This is a genomic window from Actinacidiphila rubida, assembly GCF_900110255.1.
GTDB lineage: Bacteria > Actinomycetota > Actinomycetes > Streptomycetales > Streptomycetaceae > Actinacidiphila > Actinacidiphila rubida.
In genome coordinates this window covers 1-15,592 of sequence record NZ_FODD01000061.1, presented here as the reverse complement: position 1 = coordinate 15,592, position 15,592 = coordinate 1, and the positions used below count along the sequence as shown (strand labels likewise).

Annotated in this window: 9 protein-coding genes and 1 pseudogene; 4 read left to right on the top strand and 6 right to left on the bottom strand. The window is 74.3% G+C overall.

Annotated features, from left to right (window positions below):
- Positions 1-318 precede the first annotated feature (318 nt).
- Both BMW99_RS35855 and BMW99_RS35850 read right to left on the bottom strand, forming a co-directional pair.
- Positions 319-1,584 (bottom strand): aromatic acid exporter family protein, encoded by a 1,266-nt coding sequence (locus BMW99_RS35855; protein WP_069462798.1) that lies wholly within the window; start codon positions 1,582-1,584, stop codon positions 319-321.
- A gap of 199 nt (positions 1,585-1,783) precedes the next feature.
- On the bottom strand, positions 1,784-3,181 hold the full coding sequence (locus BMW99_RS35850; protein ID WP_069462799.1) for an NADP-dependent succinic semialdehyde dehydrogenase: 1,398 nt from the start codon (positions 3,179-3,181) through the stop codon (positions 1,784-1,786).
- Positions 3,182-3,628: 447 nt separating this feature from the next.
- Between BMW99_RS35850 and BMW99_RS35845 the strand changes: the two genes are divergently transcribed.
- Entirely contained in the window at positions 3,629-5,122 is a 1,494-nt protein-coding gene (locus BMW99_RS35845) for a hydrolase (protein WP_075018254.1), read from the top strand.
- Here BMW99_RS35845 and BMW99_RS35840 read toward each other — a convergent pair.
- The 3 genes and pseudogenes from BMW99_RS35840 to BMW99_RS35830 all read right to left on the bottom strand — a co-directional run bounded on the left by BMW99_RS35840 (position 5,115) and on the right by BMW99_RS35830 (position 8,524).
- Positions 5,115-7,322 (bottom strand): annotated as a pseudogene (locus BMW99_RS35840) (SpoIIE family protein phosphatase). The gene BMW99_RS35845 and the pseudogene BMW99_RS35840 overlap by 8 nt on opposite strands.
- Before the next feature lie 224 nt (positions 7,323-7,546).
- Complete coding sequence (locus BMW99_RS35835; RefSeq protein ID WP_075018253.1) at positions 7,547-8,080, bottom strand: hypothetical protein; 534 nt, start codon at positions 8,078-8,080, stop codon at positions 7,547-7,549.
- A 198-nt stretch (positions 8,081-8,278) separates the two neighbouring features.
- The gene (locus tag BMW99_RS35830; protein WP_075018252.1) at positions 8,279-8,524 is read right to left on the bottom strand and encodes a hypothetical protein; all 246 of its coding nucleotides are present in this window, start codon (positions 8,522-8,524) and stop codon (positions 8,279-8,281) included.
- 666 nt (positions 8,525-9,190) lie between these two features.
- On the opposite strand from BMW99_RS35830, the gene BMW99_RS35825 reads away from it, so the two are divergent.
- Positions 9,191-9,883, top strand: a complete 693-nt coding sequence (locus BMW99_RS35825; protein WP_079176297.1) for a peptidoglycan-binding domain-containing protein — start codon at positions 9,191-9,193, stop codon at positions 9,881-9,883.
- 186 nt (positions 9,884-10,069) lie between these two features.
- On the opposite strand, the gene BMW99_RS35820 is transcribed toward BMW99_RS35825, so the two are convergent.
- Positions 10,070-12,541 carry a beta-L-arabinofuranosidase domain-containing protein gene (locus BMW99_RS35820; RefSeq protein WP_075018250.1) on the bottom strand — a complete coding sequence of 824 codons (2,472 nt, stop codon included), beginning with the start codon at positions 12,539-12,541 and terminating at the stop codon, positions 10,070-10,072.
- Between the two features lie 364 nt (positions 12,542-12,905).
- Here BMW99_RS35820 and BMW99_RS35815 point away from each other — a divergent pair, with 364 nt between their 5' ends.
- Together BMW99_RS35815 and BMW99_RS35810 are read left to right on the top strand one after the other, a co-directional pair.
- Positions 12,906-13,319 (top strand): NTP pyrophosphohydrolase, encoded by a 414-nt coding sequence (locus BMW99_RS35815; protein WP_069462364.1) that lies wholly within the window; start codon positions 12,906-12,908, stop codon positions 13,317-13,319.
- A gap of 449 nt (positions 13,320-13,768) precedes the next feature.
- Positions 13,769-15,202 (top strand): bifunctional transcriptional activator/DNA repair enzyme AdaA, encoded by a 1,434-nt coding sequence (locus BMW99_RS35810; RefSeq protein ID WP_075018249.1) that lies wholly within the window; start codon positions 13,769-13,771, stop codon positions 15,200-15,202.
- The last annotated feature ends 390 nt before the right edge of the window (positions 15,203-15,592 follow it).

Genomic DNA, 15,592 nt, shown 5'->3' with positions numbered 1-15,592 from the left:
CTGCTCAGATTTTGCGTGCGTGTTGGCGCAGTGTTACAGACGCGCTACGGTGCCGTCTATGCTTGTGACAGCACCGATTCGCAGGCGGGCCAAGGGAGTTGGCGGAGCACGGGGAGCGGGCCGGCCCGAACCCCGCGGTGGGGCGGGGCGTTCCGGGCGCGCTCAGCTGGAACCGGCCGCGGCGGGGCACCCGCCGGCCCGCGGCCCGGGGCGGGCGCCGGCGGTGACGGGCCGGCAGATCGGATGCAGTCGCCCCGGGTGGGCGCCGCCGGGGACGGCGCGGTGCGGAATCAGTGGTGCGGAATCAGTGGTCCGGAATCAGTCGTCGTCGTCGGACAGGCCGCGGAAGGCGGCCCGCACCGGGGCGGAGGTCCGCTGGACCACGGTGCTGCTGCCGAGCCGGCGTTTGATCAGCTGCAGCCGCGGGTGCCGCTCGCTGGCCTCGGAGGAGTTGCGGTCCAGCTCCTCCACCAGGCGCTCGGAGCGCTTCTCCACGGCCAGTTCGTCCAGGATCCGGTCCACCTCGGCCAGCAGCGCGCCGTGCAGCTGCCACTGCCGGGGGTGCTGCTGCACGCCGTGCAGCAGCAGGTCCGCCGTGCGGTCACGGGCGACCGCGCTGTCGGCGAGGGCCTGCGACAGCCGCTCCTCCGCCGCGTCGGCGCTGGCCGCGACCTGCGTGGTGATCAGCACGGCGAAGTTCTCGATGGCGTTGGCGACATGATCGAGCAGTTCCTCCAGGGCCTGCGCGGTCTCCGGGGGGAACAGCTCCTCCTCGGTGCGGTGCTTGGCCAGGTCCGTCAGGGTGCGGGACAGCACCCGCATCACCACGGCGCAGATCTCCAGGGTGTCGAGGCCGGTGCGCAGCACGATCCGGGACAGCAGGCCCTCGCGCACCCGGGGGTTCCAGCGCAGGCTGTCCTCGGCCTGGCGCAGTGAGGCGTCCACCTCGACGATCGCGTGGTCGACGCGACGGGCCTCGTGCAGCCGGTCGGCGGCGCGTTCGACGCTCAGGTGTCCGCCCACCTCGCCCGCCATGTCGCGGAACAGCCGGGCCATCCGGCGTGACAGCGCCTCGATGGAGCCGCCGGCCGACTGCACCCACACCGGGGGTGCGAGCAGGAGGTTGAAGAGCAGGCCGACCGCGGCGCCGATCAGTGTCTCCAGCACCCGGTCCCAGGCGTGGCTGGCGACCTGGGTCACCCCGAGCACGAGCATCGCGCTGATCGCGACCTCGACCTCGAACTCGCCGACCGGCACCACGCGGCCGATCAGCAGCGAGGTGAAGATGATCAGGCCGAGACTCCACCAGGTCAGGCCCACCAGGGCGCTGAATCCGATGGCGATGAGCACGCCGATCACCACGGAGTTCACCCGGCGGATGCCGGTGGTGAGGGTGGAGTAGAGGGTGACCTGGACCACCAGGAGGGCGGTCAGCGGCGCCGTGAGCGGGGCGGGCTGGGGCGTGAGCCAGACGGCGACGACATAGGAGATGACCGCGGCGGCGGTGGATCGCAGGATCTGGACGGCGGCCGGTTCGGTACTCCACCGGACCAGCTTGACCATGGGTTCTGGTACGTCGGGCATCCCGTGCCCTTTCCCGCTCTCGGCGATCTTACGGCCCGGGCGTCGCAGGTCCCGGCTCTTCGCTGCGGTCAGCCTAGGTTCGGCAGGGCTCCGCGACGCGCGTCGGCGCGGCGCTGCGAGGCGGGTTCACACCTTCACCTCACGTGGGCCCGCGGCGGGCCGCCGGCCGCGTGCCCGCCGTCGTCGTCCCCGGCGCGCGTCAGCGGCCGTACCAGAGGGTCGTCACGTTGCAGAACGCACGGATCCCGTGGCCGGACAGCTCACGGCCGTACCCGGAGCGCTTGACGCCGCCGAACGGGAACGCGGGATGCGAGGCCGTCATGCCGTTGAAGTACACGCCGCCCGCCGCGAGGTCGGCGGCGAACCTGCGCTGCTCGTCCTCGTCGCGCGTCCAGACATTGGAACTCAGCCCGAACGGGGAGTCGTTGGCGACCTCGACCGCGGCGTCCAGATCGCGTACCCGGTACACGGTGGCGACCGGGCCGAAGGCCTCCTCGCGGTGGATGCGCATCTCCGGCGTCACACCGGCGAGGACCGTGGGTGTGTAGAACCAGCCGGCCGTCCGCCCCTCGGGCCGCCGCGCCCCGCACAGCGCCTGCGCGCCCCGGGCGAGCGCGTCGTCGACCAGCTCCTCCAGGTCGGCCCTGCCCTGCTCGGTGGACAGCGGGCCGACGTCGGTGGACTCCTCCATGGGGTCGCCGACCACGAGCGCCTCCATGGCGCGGGCGAAGCGCTGCGTGAAGGCGTCGTAGACGTCCTCGTGGACGATGAAGCGCTTGGCCGCGATGCACGACTGGCCGTTGTTCTGCACGCGGGCCGTCACCGCGGTGGCCACCGCGTGGTCCAGCTCGCCGGCCGCCGAGGGCATCACCACGAACGGGTCGCTGCCGCCGAGTTCGAGCACCGTCGGCTTGATCTCGTCGCCGGCCACGGACGCGATCGAGCGCCCCGCACCCTCGCTGCCGGTGAGCGTGGCCGCGGCGACCCGCGGATCGCGCAGCACCGACTCGACCGCGCCGGACCCGATCAGCAGGGTCTGGAAGCAGCCCTCGGGGAAACCGGCCCGGTGGAAGAGGCCGCCCAGGTACAGGGCGGTCTGCGGGACGTTGGACGCGTGCTTGAGCAGGCCCGTGTTGCCGGCCATCAGCGCGGGGGCGGCGAACCTGACGACCTGCCAGAGCGGGAAGTTCCAGGGCATCACGGCCAGGACCACGCCGAGCGGGCGGTAGCGCACCAGCGCGCGGTGGGCGCCGCTGTCCTGGACGTCGGCGTCCGCGGGGTGCTCGTCGGCCAGCAGCCGCTCGCCGTTGGCCGCGTACCAGCGCATCGCCTTGGCGCACTTGGCCGCCTCGGCGCGCGCGGAGGCCAGGGTCTTGCCCATCTCCAGCGTCATGGTGCGCGCGATGTCCTCGCGCTCCTTGTCCAGCAGGTCCGCGGTCGAGGCGAGGAGGGCGGCGCGGGAGGCGAAGTCGGTGGCCCGGTAGCTGCGGAAGGTGCGGTCGGCCCGGGCGACGCGCTCCTCGATGCCGTCGGCGCCCAGGGGTTCGAACGTCCTGACGGTCTCCCCGGTCGCGGGGTTCACGGTGGCGATGGGCATGCTGCTCCTCCTCGGGCGGATGCCTTGGCGGCGGGTGACAGGCCGGACCGGCCCCTCCGGGCCGGCAGGGCGCCCGGCCCCGCGCGACACGCCCGGGCGTCCGGGCGGCACGGCGGCTCCCGCACCCCGGTCCATCCTGCTCCCCGCCGCCTGCCGCCGCGAGGCCGCGCGCCCGCCGGACCTGCCGGGGCACCCGCTCGGCGCACACGGCACGACTGCGGGTGGCAGGCTCGGGGCGCCGGCGGCGGCCCTTCGACGGTGTCCGGGGGGCGTGTGCGGCGGGCGGTCCCCGACCGGAACCGTTCATCCCCCCTTAACTCCTGGCACATACATGTCATATTCTACGCGCGCAGACTCGTCCCGCACGTCACGTCGCGTCACCCATCCCCCCCATGTCCCCGCACATCCCGCCTCATCACTCCCCCACCCCCACCTGGAGGTTGACGGATGCCTGGACCACGTTCCCCCCGCCGCATGCTGATCGCCGCCCTCGCCGCCGCCGGCACCATCGGCCTGGCGGCCGCCGGAGTCGCCGCGGGCAACGCCCAGGCCGCCCCGGCCGGCAGTGCCGCGCCGGCCGCGGCGACCACCCACCGCGTACTGTTCGACAACACCAAGGCCGAGACCGCGGGCAACGCGGACTGGATCATCAGCACCAGCCAGCCCGACCCGCTCGCCCAGAACCCGTCGCCGAGCACCGAGACGGACTGGACCGGCGCCCTGTCCGCGTGGGGCGTGGCCCTGCAGAAGGCCGGCGGCTACGCGCTGAACACGCTGCCGTCGGGCAGGACCATCACGTACGGCGACACGTCGAACCCGCAGGACCTGAGCAACTTCGACACGTTCGTCGTCGACGAGCCGAACATCAAGCTCACCGCCGCGGAGAAGACCGCGGTGATGACGTTCGTGCACAACGGCGGCGGCCTGTTCCTGATCTCCGACCACAACAACAGCGACCGCAACAACGACGGTTGCGACTCGCCGTGCGTGATCAACGACCTGCTGACCAACAACACGGTCGACTCCACCGACCCGTTCGGGTTCTCCGTCGACCTGCTCGACGTCAGCACCGACAACCCGCGGGCGATCAGCGACAGTTCGGACCCGGTGCTGCACGGCCCGTTCGGCACGGTGACCGGCAGCATCCTGCGTGACGGCACCACCTTCACGCTCAATCCCGCCGACAACCCCAACGTCAAGGGGCTCCTGTACCGGACGGGTTACTCGGGCAACACCGGCGCGTTCTTCGTCACCAGCACGTTCGGCAGCGGCAAGGTCGCGATCTGGGGCGACAGTTCGCCGGTCGACGACGGCACCGGGCAGTCCGGCAACACGCTGTACAACGGCTGGGACGACCCGGCGGGCACGGACGCGGCGCTCGCCCTCAACGCGACCGCCTGGCTGGCCGGCAGCGGCTCGGGGACGACGACTCCCCCGACCACGCCGCCCACCACCCCGCCGACCGGCGGCACGTGCACGCCGAAGCAGCTGCTGCTCAACCCCGGGTTCGAGTCGGGCAACACCTCGTGGTCGGCGTCCACCGGCGTCATCACCAACGACACCGGCGAGGCGGCGCACGGCGGTTCGTACAAGGCGTGGCTCGACGGCTACGGCACGGCCACCACGGACACCGTGTCCCAGTCCGTGACGATCCCGGCGGGCTGCGCGGCGACGCTGTCCTACTGGCTGCACATCGACACCGCGGAGACCGGCTCGACGGCGTACGACACGCTGAAGGTCCAGGTGCTCAACTCCTCGGGCACGGTACTCGGCACGGTCGGGTCGTACTCCAACGTCAACGCCAACTCGGGGTACGCGCAGCACACCGCGGACCTGAGCGCGTACGCCGGGCAGACGGTGACGCTGAAGTTCACCGGCGTGGAGGGCTCCAAGCTCCAGACGTCCTTCGTCGTCGACGACACCGCGATCAACGTCAGCTGATCACCGGCGTCAGGGTGTCCGCCGCGGGCGCGGCGTCCGTGTCGGCCGGGGTGAACTCGCACCACACGGCCTTCCCGTCGCCCCGCGGCTCCACGCCCCACCGGGTGGCGAGCGCCTCGATCATCAGCAGCCCGCGGCCTGAGGTGGCCGCCTCGCCGGGCGACCGGCGGCGCGGCCACACGCTGGACCGGTCCTGCACCGACAGGCGCACCCGCCGGACCGGTTCGGGCAGTACCTCCAGGGTGAGGACCGCACCGCCCTCGGTGTGCAGCAGCACGTTGACCAGCAGCTCGCCGGCCGCCAGTTCGACGTCGTCGGCGAGGGCCGCCAGGCCCCAGCCGGACAGTGCCTGGCGCAGGGCGGCGCGCGCGTCGGCGAGTCCCTCGGGGTCGGCCTGGTGCACGTACTGGTGGACGCGCGGCGCGTGCGTGGTCCCGGGGTCGGGGGCGCGGCGCAGGATCAGCAGCGCCACGTCGTCGTTGGAGCCCCAGCGTTCCCACAGCGCCTCGGCGAGATGGTCGGCCAGGTCCTCGGCACGGTCCGGCCCGTGGTGGACCGCCTCGGCGAGCGCCTGCATGCCGATCGTGATGTCGAGGCCGCGCTCCTCCACCAGCCCGTCGGTGCAGAACACCAGCGTCTCGCCGGGCACCAGGTCGATGCGCGCCTCGGGGAACTCGTGGAGGTCCATGACGGTGGCCAGGCCCAGCGGCATGCCGCCGCGGACGTTCGGCCAGCCGGTGCGGCCGTCGGTGTGCCGGACCAGCGGGCCCAGGTGCCCGGCGCGGGCGGTGCGCACGGTGCCGGCCGCGAGGTCCACCTCGGCGTAGGCACAGGTCGCGAAGCGCTCGGTGTCCAGTTCGGCGAGGAAGCGCGAGCCGCGGGCCAGCACCGTCGACGGCGGGTGGCCCTCGGCGGCGTAGGCGCGCAGGGCGATGCGCAACTGGCCCATCACGGCGGCCGCGTGGGTGTCGTGGCCCTGGACGTCGCCGATGACCAGGCCCACCCGGTCCTGCGGCAGGGCCACCACGTCGTACCAGTCCCCGCCGACCTCGCGCCCGCTCCAGGCGCTGTGGTAGCGGACGGCGATCTCGGCGCCCTCGAACCGGGGGATGTGCCGCGGCAGCATCGACTCCTGGAGCCCGGTGGCGAACTCCCGTTCCTGGTCGAAGAGGATGGCCCGCTGCAGCGCCTGCGCCAGCACTCCCGCCAGCGCCATGTACGTCTCGCGTTCCTCGCGGGTGAACCGGTCGCGGCCGCGGAAGAACAGGCCGAGCGCGCCGATCGTCCGCGCCTGTGCGACGAGCGGCAGGAACGCGGCCGCGTCCACCTGGACCCGGTCGACGAAAGGGCGCAACAGCGGGAAGCGGCGGGCCAGTTCGGTCAGGGACGTGGCGAACCGGGGCCGCCCGCTCATGACGACCTGCGACAGCGGCAGCGACGTGTCGAGGCGGCGGACCTACAACTCGTCGAAGGCCACCACGGGTTCGCCGCCGACCGCGCCGATGCGCAGCGCGCCGCCCTCGGCCAGGGCCAGCACGAGTCCGTCGGCGCCGAACCGGTCCAGCGCGCCGGCGCCGGCGAGCACCGCGCACACGTCGTCCACGGTGACCGTGTGGGACAGGGCGTCCGTGGTGCGGCGGACGTAGGCGGACAGGCTCGGCCGGGCGCCGCGGGTCCCGGGCCCCGCACCGGCCGGGTCCGCCTCGGCGCCCGGCTCCGCGGACTCGGCGGACCCCGGAATGCCGGGGGTCTGCTCCAGTTCCTCGGTGGCGTCACGGACGATGCCGACGACGCGGCGTGCGGTGCCCGCCTCGTCGCGCAGGATCGTGCCCTGGGTGTGGGTCCACTGCTTGACCCCGTCCCGCCGGGTGACCTGGAAGTACCCGCCGTAGCTGCGGTGGCCGGAGTGCAGCGCCTTGCGCAGCGCGATGTCCAGCCGGGCGCCCTCCTCGGGCGTCACCCGCATGACCAGCGAGTCCGGGCGCCCGTCGAACTCCTCGGGGCGCAGGTCGAAGACCTCGAGGCCGATCTCGTCGAGGTCGAAGGTGCCCTGGTCGAGGTCCCAGTCGAAGCTGCCCATGCCGTTGATGGCCAGCCGCTCCCCGGGGCCGATCTCCGGCGGCGGAACACGGCGGCGCGACGCGGGTGGCCCGACACGGGGGTCGTAGCCGCCGGGCGCCTGCCGCCTCGGCGCGGTCATGCACGCGCTCCGGTCCGGCACCCGGCGCCGGGGCCGTCGCAGCGGCCCGCAGGACGGGAGGCCTGGACCCTTCTGCCACGTTTCGTCCGCATCCCTGCCATTATCGCCGCAGTCGCCGGAAGCCACCCGTCCGCCGGACGCCGGACGCGGCGGGCCGCGTTCCGGGGCTGCGGGCGTCCGGTCCCGGCGCACCGCCGGGTGCCGGGCCGCCGCCCGCTCGAATTTCAGCGGTGCGGGGTGCGGGCGCGGCGGAAGATGAGGACGCCGGCGGCGCCGACCAGGGCCGCGCCGAGGGCGACCTCGACGGCGCCAGGACCGGAGACGGCCCCGCCGAGGCCGGTGTGCGCGGCGGCGCGCGGGGCGGGCGAGGGGCTGACCGCCGCGCGGGGGCCGATGGTGAGCGGGGTGCTGCCCTCCTCCGTCCCGCAGGTGAACGCCACGTCGTACCGGACACCGGGCCGGGCGTCGCTGCGGACGGTGACCTGCGCCGACTGGCCGTGACCCTGGTGCACGCCGAGGGGGACGGTGGCGAAGAGGTCGGAGGCGGCGGCCGTGGCCGGGGCGGCACAGCCGGTGGCCCGCAGGGTCACGGTGTCGCCGGGCGCGACGGTGCTGGGGGTGACGGTGAAACCGAAGGAGGCGACCGGGCCGCCCAGCTCTCCCGGTGCGGTGACGGAGTCGCCGGCCGCGGCCGGCACGGTCACGGCCAGGACGGGGACGGCGAGAAGGACGGCGGCGGATATGCGTGCTGCACGCATGGTGTGCTCCGCGTGCCGGGGCGGTCCGGTGACCGCTCGTGGGATGACCGGCACTGAGCGTATCCAACGCCCCCGCCTGCGTCCCCGCCCGGCGCCCGGCGAGCGCCCGGCCGGCTCCCGGCCCGGCCGCCGGCCGACGTGCCCTGCCAACTCCCCCCATTTCACGGCAGGTTGGGCGGCACCGGCCGGAACGGCGCTTCACGGGCGCTCGACTGCCCCGTTCGGGTGACGACGGCGCTGCGCCGGCACCGCGTCCAGGGTCGGCGCCAGCACCGCCAGCACCACGGTCCCGGGCCGGGCGGGCGGCCGCGGGCTGGGCGCGTCGATCCCGGGGAAGCGGTCCACCAGCGCGTCGAAGATCCGGTACGCGCTGGCCTCGTCGCCCGCGGTGATCAGTACGTGCACCAGGCTGAGCGTCCGCCGGGGATCCCACTCTTCGGTCACGGCCGGCTCCTTACGCGTCGCGATGTGGCTGCTGATCCGGGGGACTGGGTCGCGGCGGGGTGCGGTTGCCGCGGGGCCGCGGGTTCACTCGCACGGGAGCGCGCGCCGGGGCGCGCGGCGCCGGACTGCATGGCGCGGCCGTCATCGGGTACGTGTGGGGGCGTCCAGCCGCGGGGCGGCGGCTCGCAGCCGCCGCCCCGCGGGACAGCCGTTCACCGGGAGGTCGCCATGACCGAGCCGTTCCCCACCCCCACTCCCCCGGGCCCGCCGGGCGAGCCCTCGCCCGGCCCCGGCCCGGTCCCCGCGCCCGAGCCGCGCCCGGTGCCCGGGCCGTCGCCGGACCCGATCCCGCCGTCCCCGCCGGGCCCGGAGCCCATGCCGCCCGGCCCCGCACCGGACCCCGTTCCGCCGTCGCCGACGCCTTCGCCCGTGCCGCCGCAGCCCCCGCTGTACTGACCCTCTCGGCGGCACGGCATTCGGTGACGCCTCGTCACGTGTGCCGCCAGGAGCACGGGTTGGCGGCCCGTGAGGGCCGAACGCGCCAGTCTGCCCTCTCCGGCGCCCTGTTGGCGGCCGAACGGCGATGGTCGCAGGTGGCCGCCGCCCCGGTGGTAGGACGGAAGGCGGCGGACGCACGGGGCCGACGCGGGTGGGAGCGGGACAGCGGTGAGAGAGACGCGGCAGGACGCGGGGACACCGGACGGCGGCGGTGTCGTCAGGGCACCCCGCGGCTCCGGTGGGGATCCACCGGACGTCATCGAGGTGGTGTTCCCGGCCGAGCCCGCCGCCGCGGCGTCGCACCGTGCACGGGGTCCCGCCGACGCCCGGTCCTGGCCCGAACGGCCGCTGCTGTACGGCGGGTTGGCGATCGCCGGGGTGGCGCTGGCGACGCTGCTGGCCTGGGTGGTGTGGCCCGCGTCCACCGCCGCACCCGACGCGTACCGGCCGCTGCCCGCGCCGAGCTACACGCCGCTGCCCCTGCCGCGCACGACGACGCCGGTGCGGAAACGTCCCTCCGCCACGGCCGGCGCCCCTCGCCGCACGGCCGCCGCACCGCTGGCACCGCAGCCCGCCTCGCGCCCGGCGTCCACCGCCGCCACCCCGGTGGACACGGCGCCGGCCCGGCCCTCGGCACCGGGCACGACCGTCCCGCGCACGCTGCGCCCCGGAGACAGCGGGCCCGATGTGACGCGGCTCCAGCAGCTGCTGTTCGCGCAGGGGTTCACCTACGTGTCGCAGACCGGCGTCTACGACGGGCCCACCGAGCGCGGGGTGGCGCAGGCCCAGCAGGACCGCGGGCTGACCTGCGATCCGCGCGGGGTGTACGGCCCGTGCACCCGGGCGGCCCTGACCTCCTGAGGCACCGAACCGCCCGGGTCCGCCGGCCGAGGGGCCCGGACATGGTGTGGGCGCGGCGGCGGGAACCTGCTGAAGCCGTCAGGTTCCCGCCACCGCGCCCTCTGCCGCGGACGGTGCGCGCCCACTCGCCCCGCCCGCGGAGTCGTGCCGCCGCCCGGCCGCCCGTGTCGGCGTCCGGGCGACCCGTCAGACCGGCTGCCAGAGGTGGTCGGCCGTGCCGTTGTCGTCGAACTGCACGACGGGCGCGCTGTTCGCGGTCGACATCAGGTCCACACCCAGCACCTTGCCGGAGTTCTTGTTGCGGATCCGGTACCAGCCGTCGCCGTTGTCCACGAGCTGCCAGAGGTGGTCGGCGGTCCCGTTGTCGTCGAACTGCACGACCTGCGCGCTGTTCGCGGTCGACATCAGGTCCACGCCCAGCACCTTCAGGGAGTTGAGGTTGCGGATCCGGTACCAGCCGTCGCCGTTCGGGATGAACTGCCACAGGTGGTCGTTGGTGCCGTTGTCGTCGAACTGCACCACGTGGGCGCTGTTCGCCGTCGACATCCCGTCCACACCCATGAGCTTGCCCGAGTTCTTGTTGCGGAGCTTGAGGTAGTCCAGGGTGCGGATCCAGCGGTGGCCGGTGGTGCTCGCCGTCGGGAAGGCCGATATGCGCAGGCGGGCCGCGCCCATGGGGATCAGGGTGACGCTCTGCACGGCGGCGGTGCTCAGCGCCGGGGCGGCCTGCAGCGGGCTGACCACGTGCTGGCCGTCCGGCTGCCACTCGGCGATCTGCCGGGCGGGCGCGGAGATGCTGAACGGCGTGCCGTCGTGGGTGAAGGGGTTCGCGGCGAGCGGCCCGCTGCTCCTGTGGAACGTCCAGGTGCCGTCGTTGGGTGCCAGCCCGTAGTTCCACGGCGTCGTCGCGTGCACGTCGTACTCGGGGAACTGCGCCGTGCCGGCGTACTGGACGTAGTTCTCGCCGATCGACAGCGCGTAGGTCAGCGGCCCCCGGTCGACCGCGGTCGCCCCGTTGTTGCCCGGCCAGGTACGCAGCGCGATGTTCTGCGGCAGGTGCAGGACGACCGTGTCGCCGTCGTGCCAGGTGCGGTTGAGCGTGACGAAGGCGGGACCCGGTGAGGCGCTCACCGCTTGGCCGTTGACGGTCAGCGTCGGCGCCGTGCACCAGCCGGGGACGCGCAGCAGCAGCGGGAAGGCCACGGAGTTCGGGGCGTTCACGGTGAGCGTCACCGTGTCGTCGAAGGGGTAGTCGGTGGTCTCGGTGACCGTGACCTTCGTGCCGTCCCCGACCGCCGCCGTCACCGTGCTCGGCGCGTACATCGCGGCGGCCAGCCCGTTGCCCGGGGTGGCGAGCCACAGCTCCTCGGTGAAGTAGGGCCAGCCCATGCCGTAGTTGTGCGGGCAGCAGCGGTACTGGTCGACGCCGGGCATGTACGCCTGCATCGCGAAGCCGTTCTGGAACTGCCCCTGCGACTTGACCGTGTCGTCCAGGTCGACGCTGTTGGCACTGGTGATGTAGTGCACCGACCTGCCGTCCGGATCCAGCGCGGCCGGCAGCGAGTTGAAGGCCAGGTCCTCGCAGCGGTCGGCCCACACCGGGTCGCCGGTGATCCGGGTCAGCATCTGGTGGCTGGCCATGAACTCGACGATGCCGCACGTCTCGAACCCCTGCCGGGGGTCGCCGAAGCCGGGCCTCGCGTTCTCGTCGCCCGCGAAGCCCCCGCCCGGGAACTGCCCGTAACCTGACATCACGGACGTGTAGTTGTGGTAGGCCGCCTGCGTGAGCGTGCTGGACGGCGAGCGCAGCGCGTACTGGGCGGGCTCACGGAAGCCCTGCGCGACGTTCACGTTGTGCAGGGTGGGCAGGTTGTTGACCCAGTTGGCACCGTTGGCGTGGATCTTGTCGGCGAGGTCCAGCAGGAACGACTGGCCGGTGCGGTTGTAGACCCAGTAGACGGTGTCCAGGCCGTCGCCCCAGCGCACGGACACCCAGCTCTGGTTGAAGGCGCCGGGGCCCTGCGCGTTCATGTAGCGCAGGAAGTTCGTGAGCATCGGCAGGATGCGCGAGTCGCCGCTGTACTCCTGCCAGTTGCGCAGCGCCCAGGTCAGCGGCAGGTACGGCCAGAAGTCGGGGCCGCCGCCCAGGGAGGTACGCAGCGCGGTGGGCCCGAAGAAGCCGTCGGACTGCTGGGTGGCGACGATCGCGTCGACCCAGCCGCGCACGGCGGCCAGCGCGGTCGCGTCCTGGGTGAGCACGGCCAGGTCGACATAGCCGCGCAGCCAGTAGGGCACCTCCTCCCAGCCGACCTGGTCCGGGTGCACCCAGCCGGTGTTGGCCATCACCAGGAAGTGCGAAAGGGACGCGTACTGGCCGCACAGGCCCGCCAGTTGACGGCGCAGCTCGCCGTCGAGCCAGCCGCGGGCGGTGACCGCGCCGGGGGGCAGGCGCAGGAACGCGGTCGGCGCCAGGGGCGCGGCGTTGGGCGTGTACAGCCCGCCGGCGGCCGGAGCGACCCGGGGCGCGGCCGTCGCGCGAGTCACCCCGCGGCCGCCCGCGGCCGCGGCCTGGGCCGGACCGGCAAGGGACAGGGGAAGTGCGCCGGCGGCCGCAGCGGTGACCGCGGTGCCGACGAAGTGCCTGCGGTTCAGGGGCATGGGGGGTGGCCTCCTGGGCGCCTCGAACGCCATTCCAACGTTGTAACGAATGATGCCAACCGGCATGACAGCACGGCTCGGCAGGCATGTCCATACCTTGCGCGGAACTTGCCATCGAGCACGCCGCGCCTGGCAGGGAGCGATCTCTGACGCTGCGGCAGGCGGCGCACGGGTTCGGCTCGTTCCTCTTGTCGACGGGCCGATGGGTCTTCTAACGTTGCAAAGCCAGGGGCGAGGAACGGTCCTCCGAGGAGCGGGGCCGCACGTCCCGGCGGCGCGCCGCACGCGCCGGTCCGGCAGACTTGCCGTCGGCGGACCGGGCGGCGCGGCAGGGCGCGCCCGGACGGCGGCGAGTGGAGGCGGCGTGGCGGACCGGCCGTTGCTGATCGTGGACGGTGCGAACGTCGTCGGCTCGGTGCCGGACGGCTGGTGGCGCGACCGTCACGGCGCCGCGGAACGCCTGCGGGACGCGCTCGTGCCGCTCGCCGCGGCCGGCCTCCGGGCGGGCGCCGGCGCCCCGCCGTGGGCCGTCGGTACGCCCCTGGACATCGTCCTGGTCGTGGAGGGCGCGGCCCGCGGCGTCTCCCCCGTCCCCGGCGTCCGGGTCGAGTCGGCCCCCGCCGCGGGCGACGACCTGATCACCGCCCTCGCCACCACGAGCCGCACCGACTCCCCCGACCGCCCCTGCCTCGTCATCACCGCGGACCGCGAGCTGCGCGGGCGCGTGGCCGCGTCCGGAGCGGAGTGCGCGGGGCCGCGCACGGTTCGCCCCCGCTAGCCGGGTCCTACCCCCGGGGGCAGGACCCGGTGCCGAGGAGCCGGGCCGAACGCCCGGAACGCGCCCGGGGCTTGAGCCGGACCGGGGAACCTGGGTCGCGGGCCCCGGGGCCCCTACCGCAGGCCGGCATTCGCTGGAGCCGACCGTCCGCGGGCTCCGAGCCGTGCGGCCACGGAGGCTGGGGGCGACGCCGGGCAAGCGGGAGCGGGCCGGCCGGGCGGAGGTGCGCGGTCGCAGGCTCCGGGCCGGGTCGGCCGGGACTTCCTGCCGACGCCGATGAGCCGGACGGGCCCCGGGCGGGAGTCGGTCGCCGTTCCGCGTACGTTCACCGCCTTACGCACCGGCAGGGCGCTGGTGAGGCGGCGGAGCCGGATCACGGCTCTCGCGCCGGACTGGGTGTCTGAAATCCGCCAGAAGAGGACGAGCGCCGGGGACATACTGGACGCATGATGACGGAGGACAGCAGGTACGAGGCGGTGCGCAGCCGCGACGCGCGCTTCGACGGCGCGTTCTTCTTCGCGGTCTCCACCACCGGCATCTACTGCCGGCCGAGCTGCCCGGCGGTCACCCCGAAGCGCGTCAACGTGTCGTTCTTCCCCACGGCCGCGGCCGCCCAGGGCGCGGGCTTCCGGGCCTGCCGGAGGTGCCGGCCCGACGCGGTGCCGGGGTCGGCGGACTGGAACGTGCGGGCGGATGTCGTCGGCCGCGCGGTGCGGCTCATCGGTGACGGCGTGGTCGACCGCGAAGGTGTCGCGGGGCTCGCCTCCCGCCTCGGCTACAGCGCACGCCAGGTGCAGCGGCAACTCACCTCGGAACTGGGCGCCGGGCCGATCGCGCTGGCCCGTGCGCAACGCGGCCACACCGCCCGGGTGCTGCTGCAGACCACGTCCATGCAGGCCGCGGAGGTGGCGTTCGCCTCCGGTTTCGCGAGCGTACGCCAGTTCAACGAGACGATCCGCGAGATCTACGCGGCCACGCCCACGCAGTTGCGCGCGGCGCGCCCCGGCCGGACCGTGCCCGCGCCCGGCTCCCGCACCCCGCCACCGTCCGGCGTGCCGCTGCGACTGGCGTACCGGGGACCGTACGACAGCGCGCAGGTCTTCGACTTCCTGGCCGCGCGGGTGGTGCCGGGCGTCGAAGAAGTGGCCGGAGAACCCGGAACGCGGACCTACCGGCGCACCCTGCGACTCCCGCACGCCCCCGCGGTGGCCGAGGTCGCGGAACGGCCCGGAACCGGCGGCTGGCTCGACTGCCGCCTGCACCTGGGCGACCTGCGCGACCTGACCACCGCCACGCAGCGCGTCCGGCGTCTCTTCGACCTCGACGCCGACCCGTACGCGGTCGCGGAACGACTCGGCGCCGACCCGCGGTTGGCCGCTCGGGTCGCGGCGCGACCGGGCCTGCGGGCGCCCGGCGCGGCCGATCCCGAAGAGCTCGCGCTGCTGGAAGTCCTGGGCGACGGGGTTCCGGCGCGAGCGCGGGAATGGAGCGGCGCGGTCGTCGCAGCGCTCGGCGAGGACCTCGCGGAGCGCGCGGGTGGGCTCACCCACCTCTTCCCGCGTTCGCGGGACGTCGCGGCGGCGGACGTCTCCCTACCGGGAGTTCCACCGGAACGTTGGGACGCGACGCGCGCGCTGGCCGCGGCACTGGCGTCGGGCGAGGTGCGCGTCGATCCCGGGGCGGACCGGGACGCCGCGGAGCGGCGGCTGGTGACGGTGCACGGCGTGAGCGCCGGCGCGGCGGCGGCGATTCGCATGCGGGCGCTGGGCGATCCCGACGTGCTCGGCGTTGCCGAGGCGTTCGGCGTTGCCGAGGGTTCGCCGGTTGAGGGCTGGCGCCCGTGGTCCACCTACGCCACCCACCACCTCTGGCTCGCGCCGTAGCCCTTACGGGCCTTTCCGGGTCTCCTCCAGCCCCCTCGGCGCCGTCGCCGCCCCACGGTCCGCCGTGGCTTGTCGCGTTGGGGGCACCCCACGCCCCTGCGGGGCTCGTCCAGCCCCCTCGGCGCCGTCGCCATCCCCACGGTTCGCCGTAGCTTGTCGCGCAGTTCCCCGCGCCCCCTGCGGGGCTCGTCCAGCCCCTTGCCCGCCGTCGCCGTCTGACGGTTCGCCGTGGTTGCTCGCGCAGTTCCCCGCGCCCCTGGCGGTGCACGTGCGTGGGTGGGGTCAGGGGCCACTCCGGGAGTGTCTCCTCGAGCTTTGCATGGCGACTTCTTCCAGATTGGTGGGCCGGGGCCTTGCAAAGCTCTGCGGGGACACACCCGGATCGTCCCC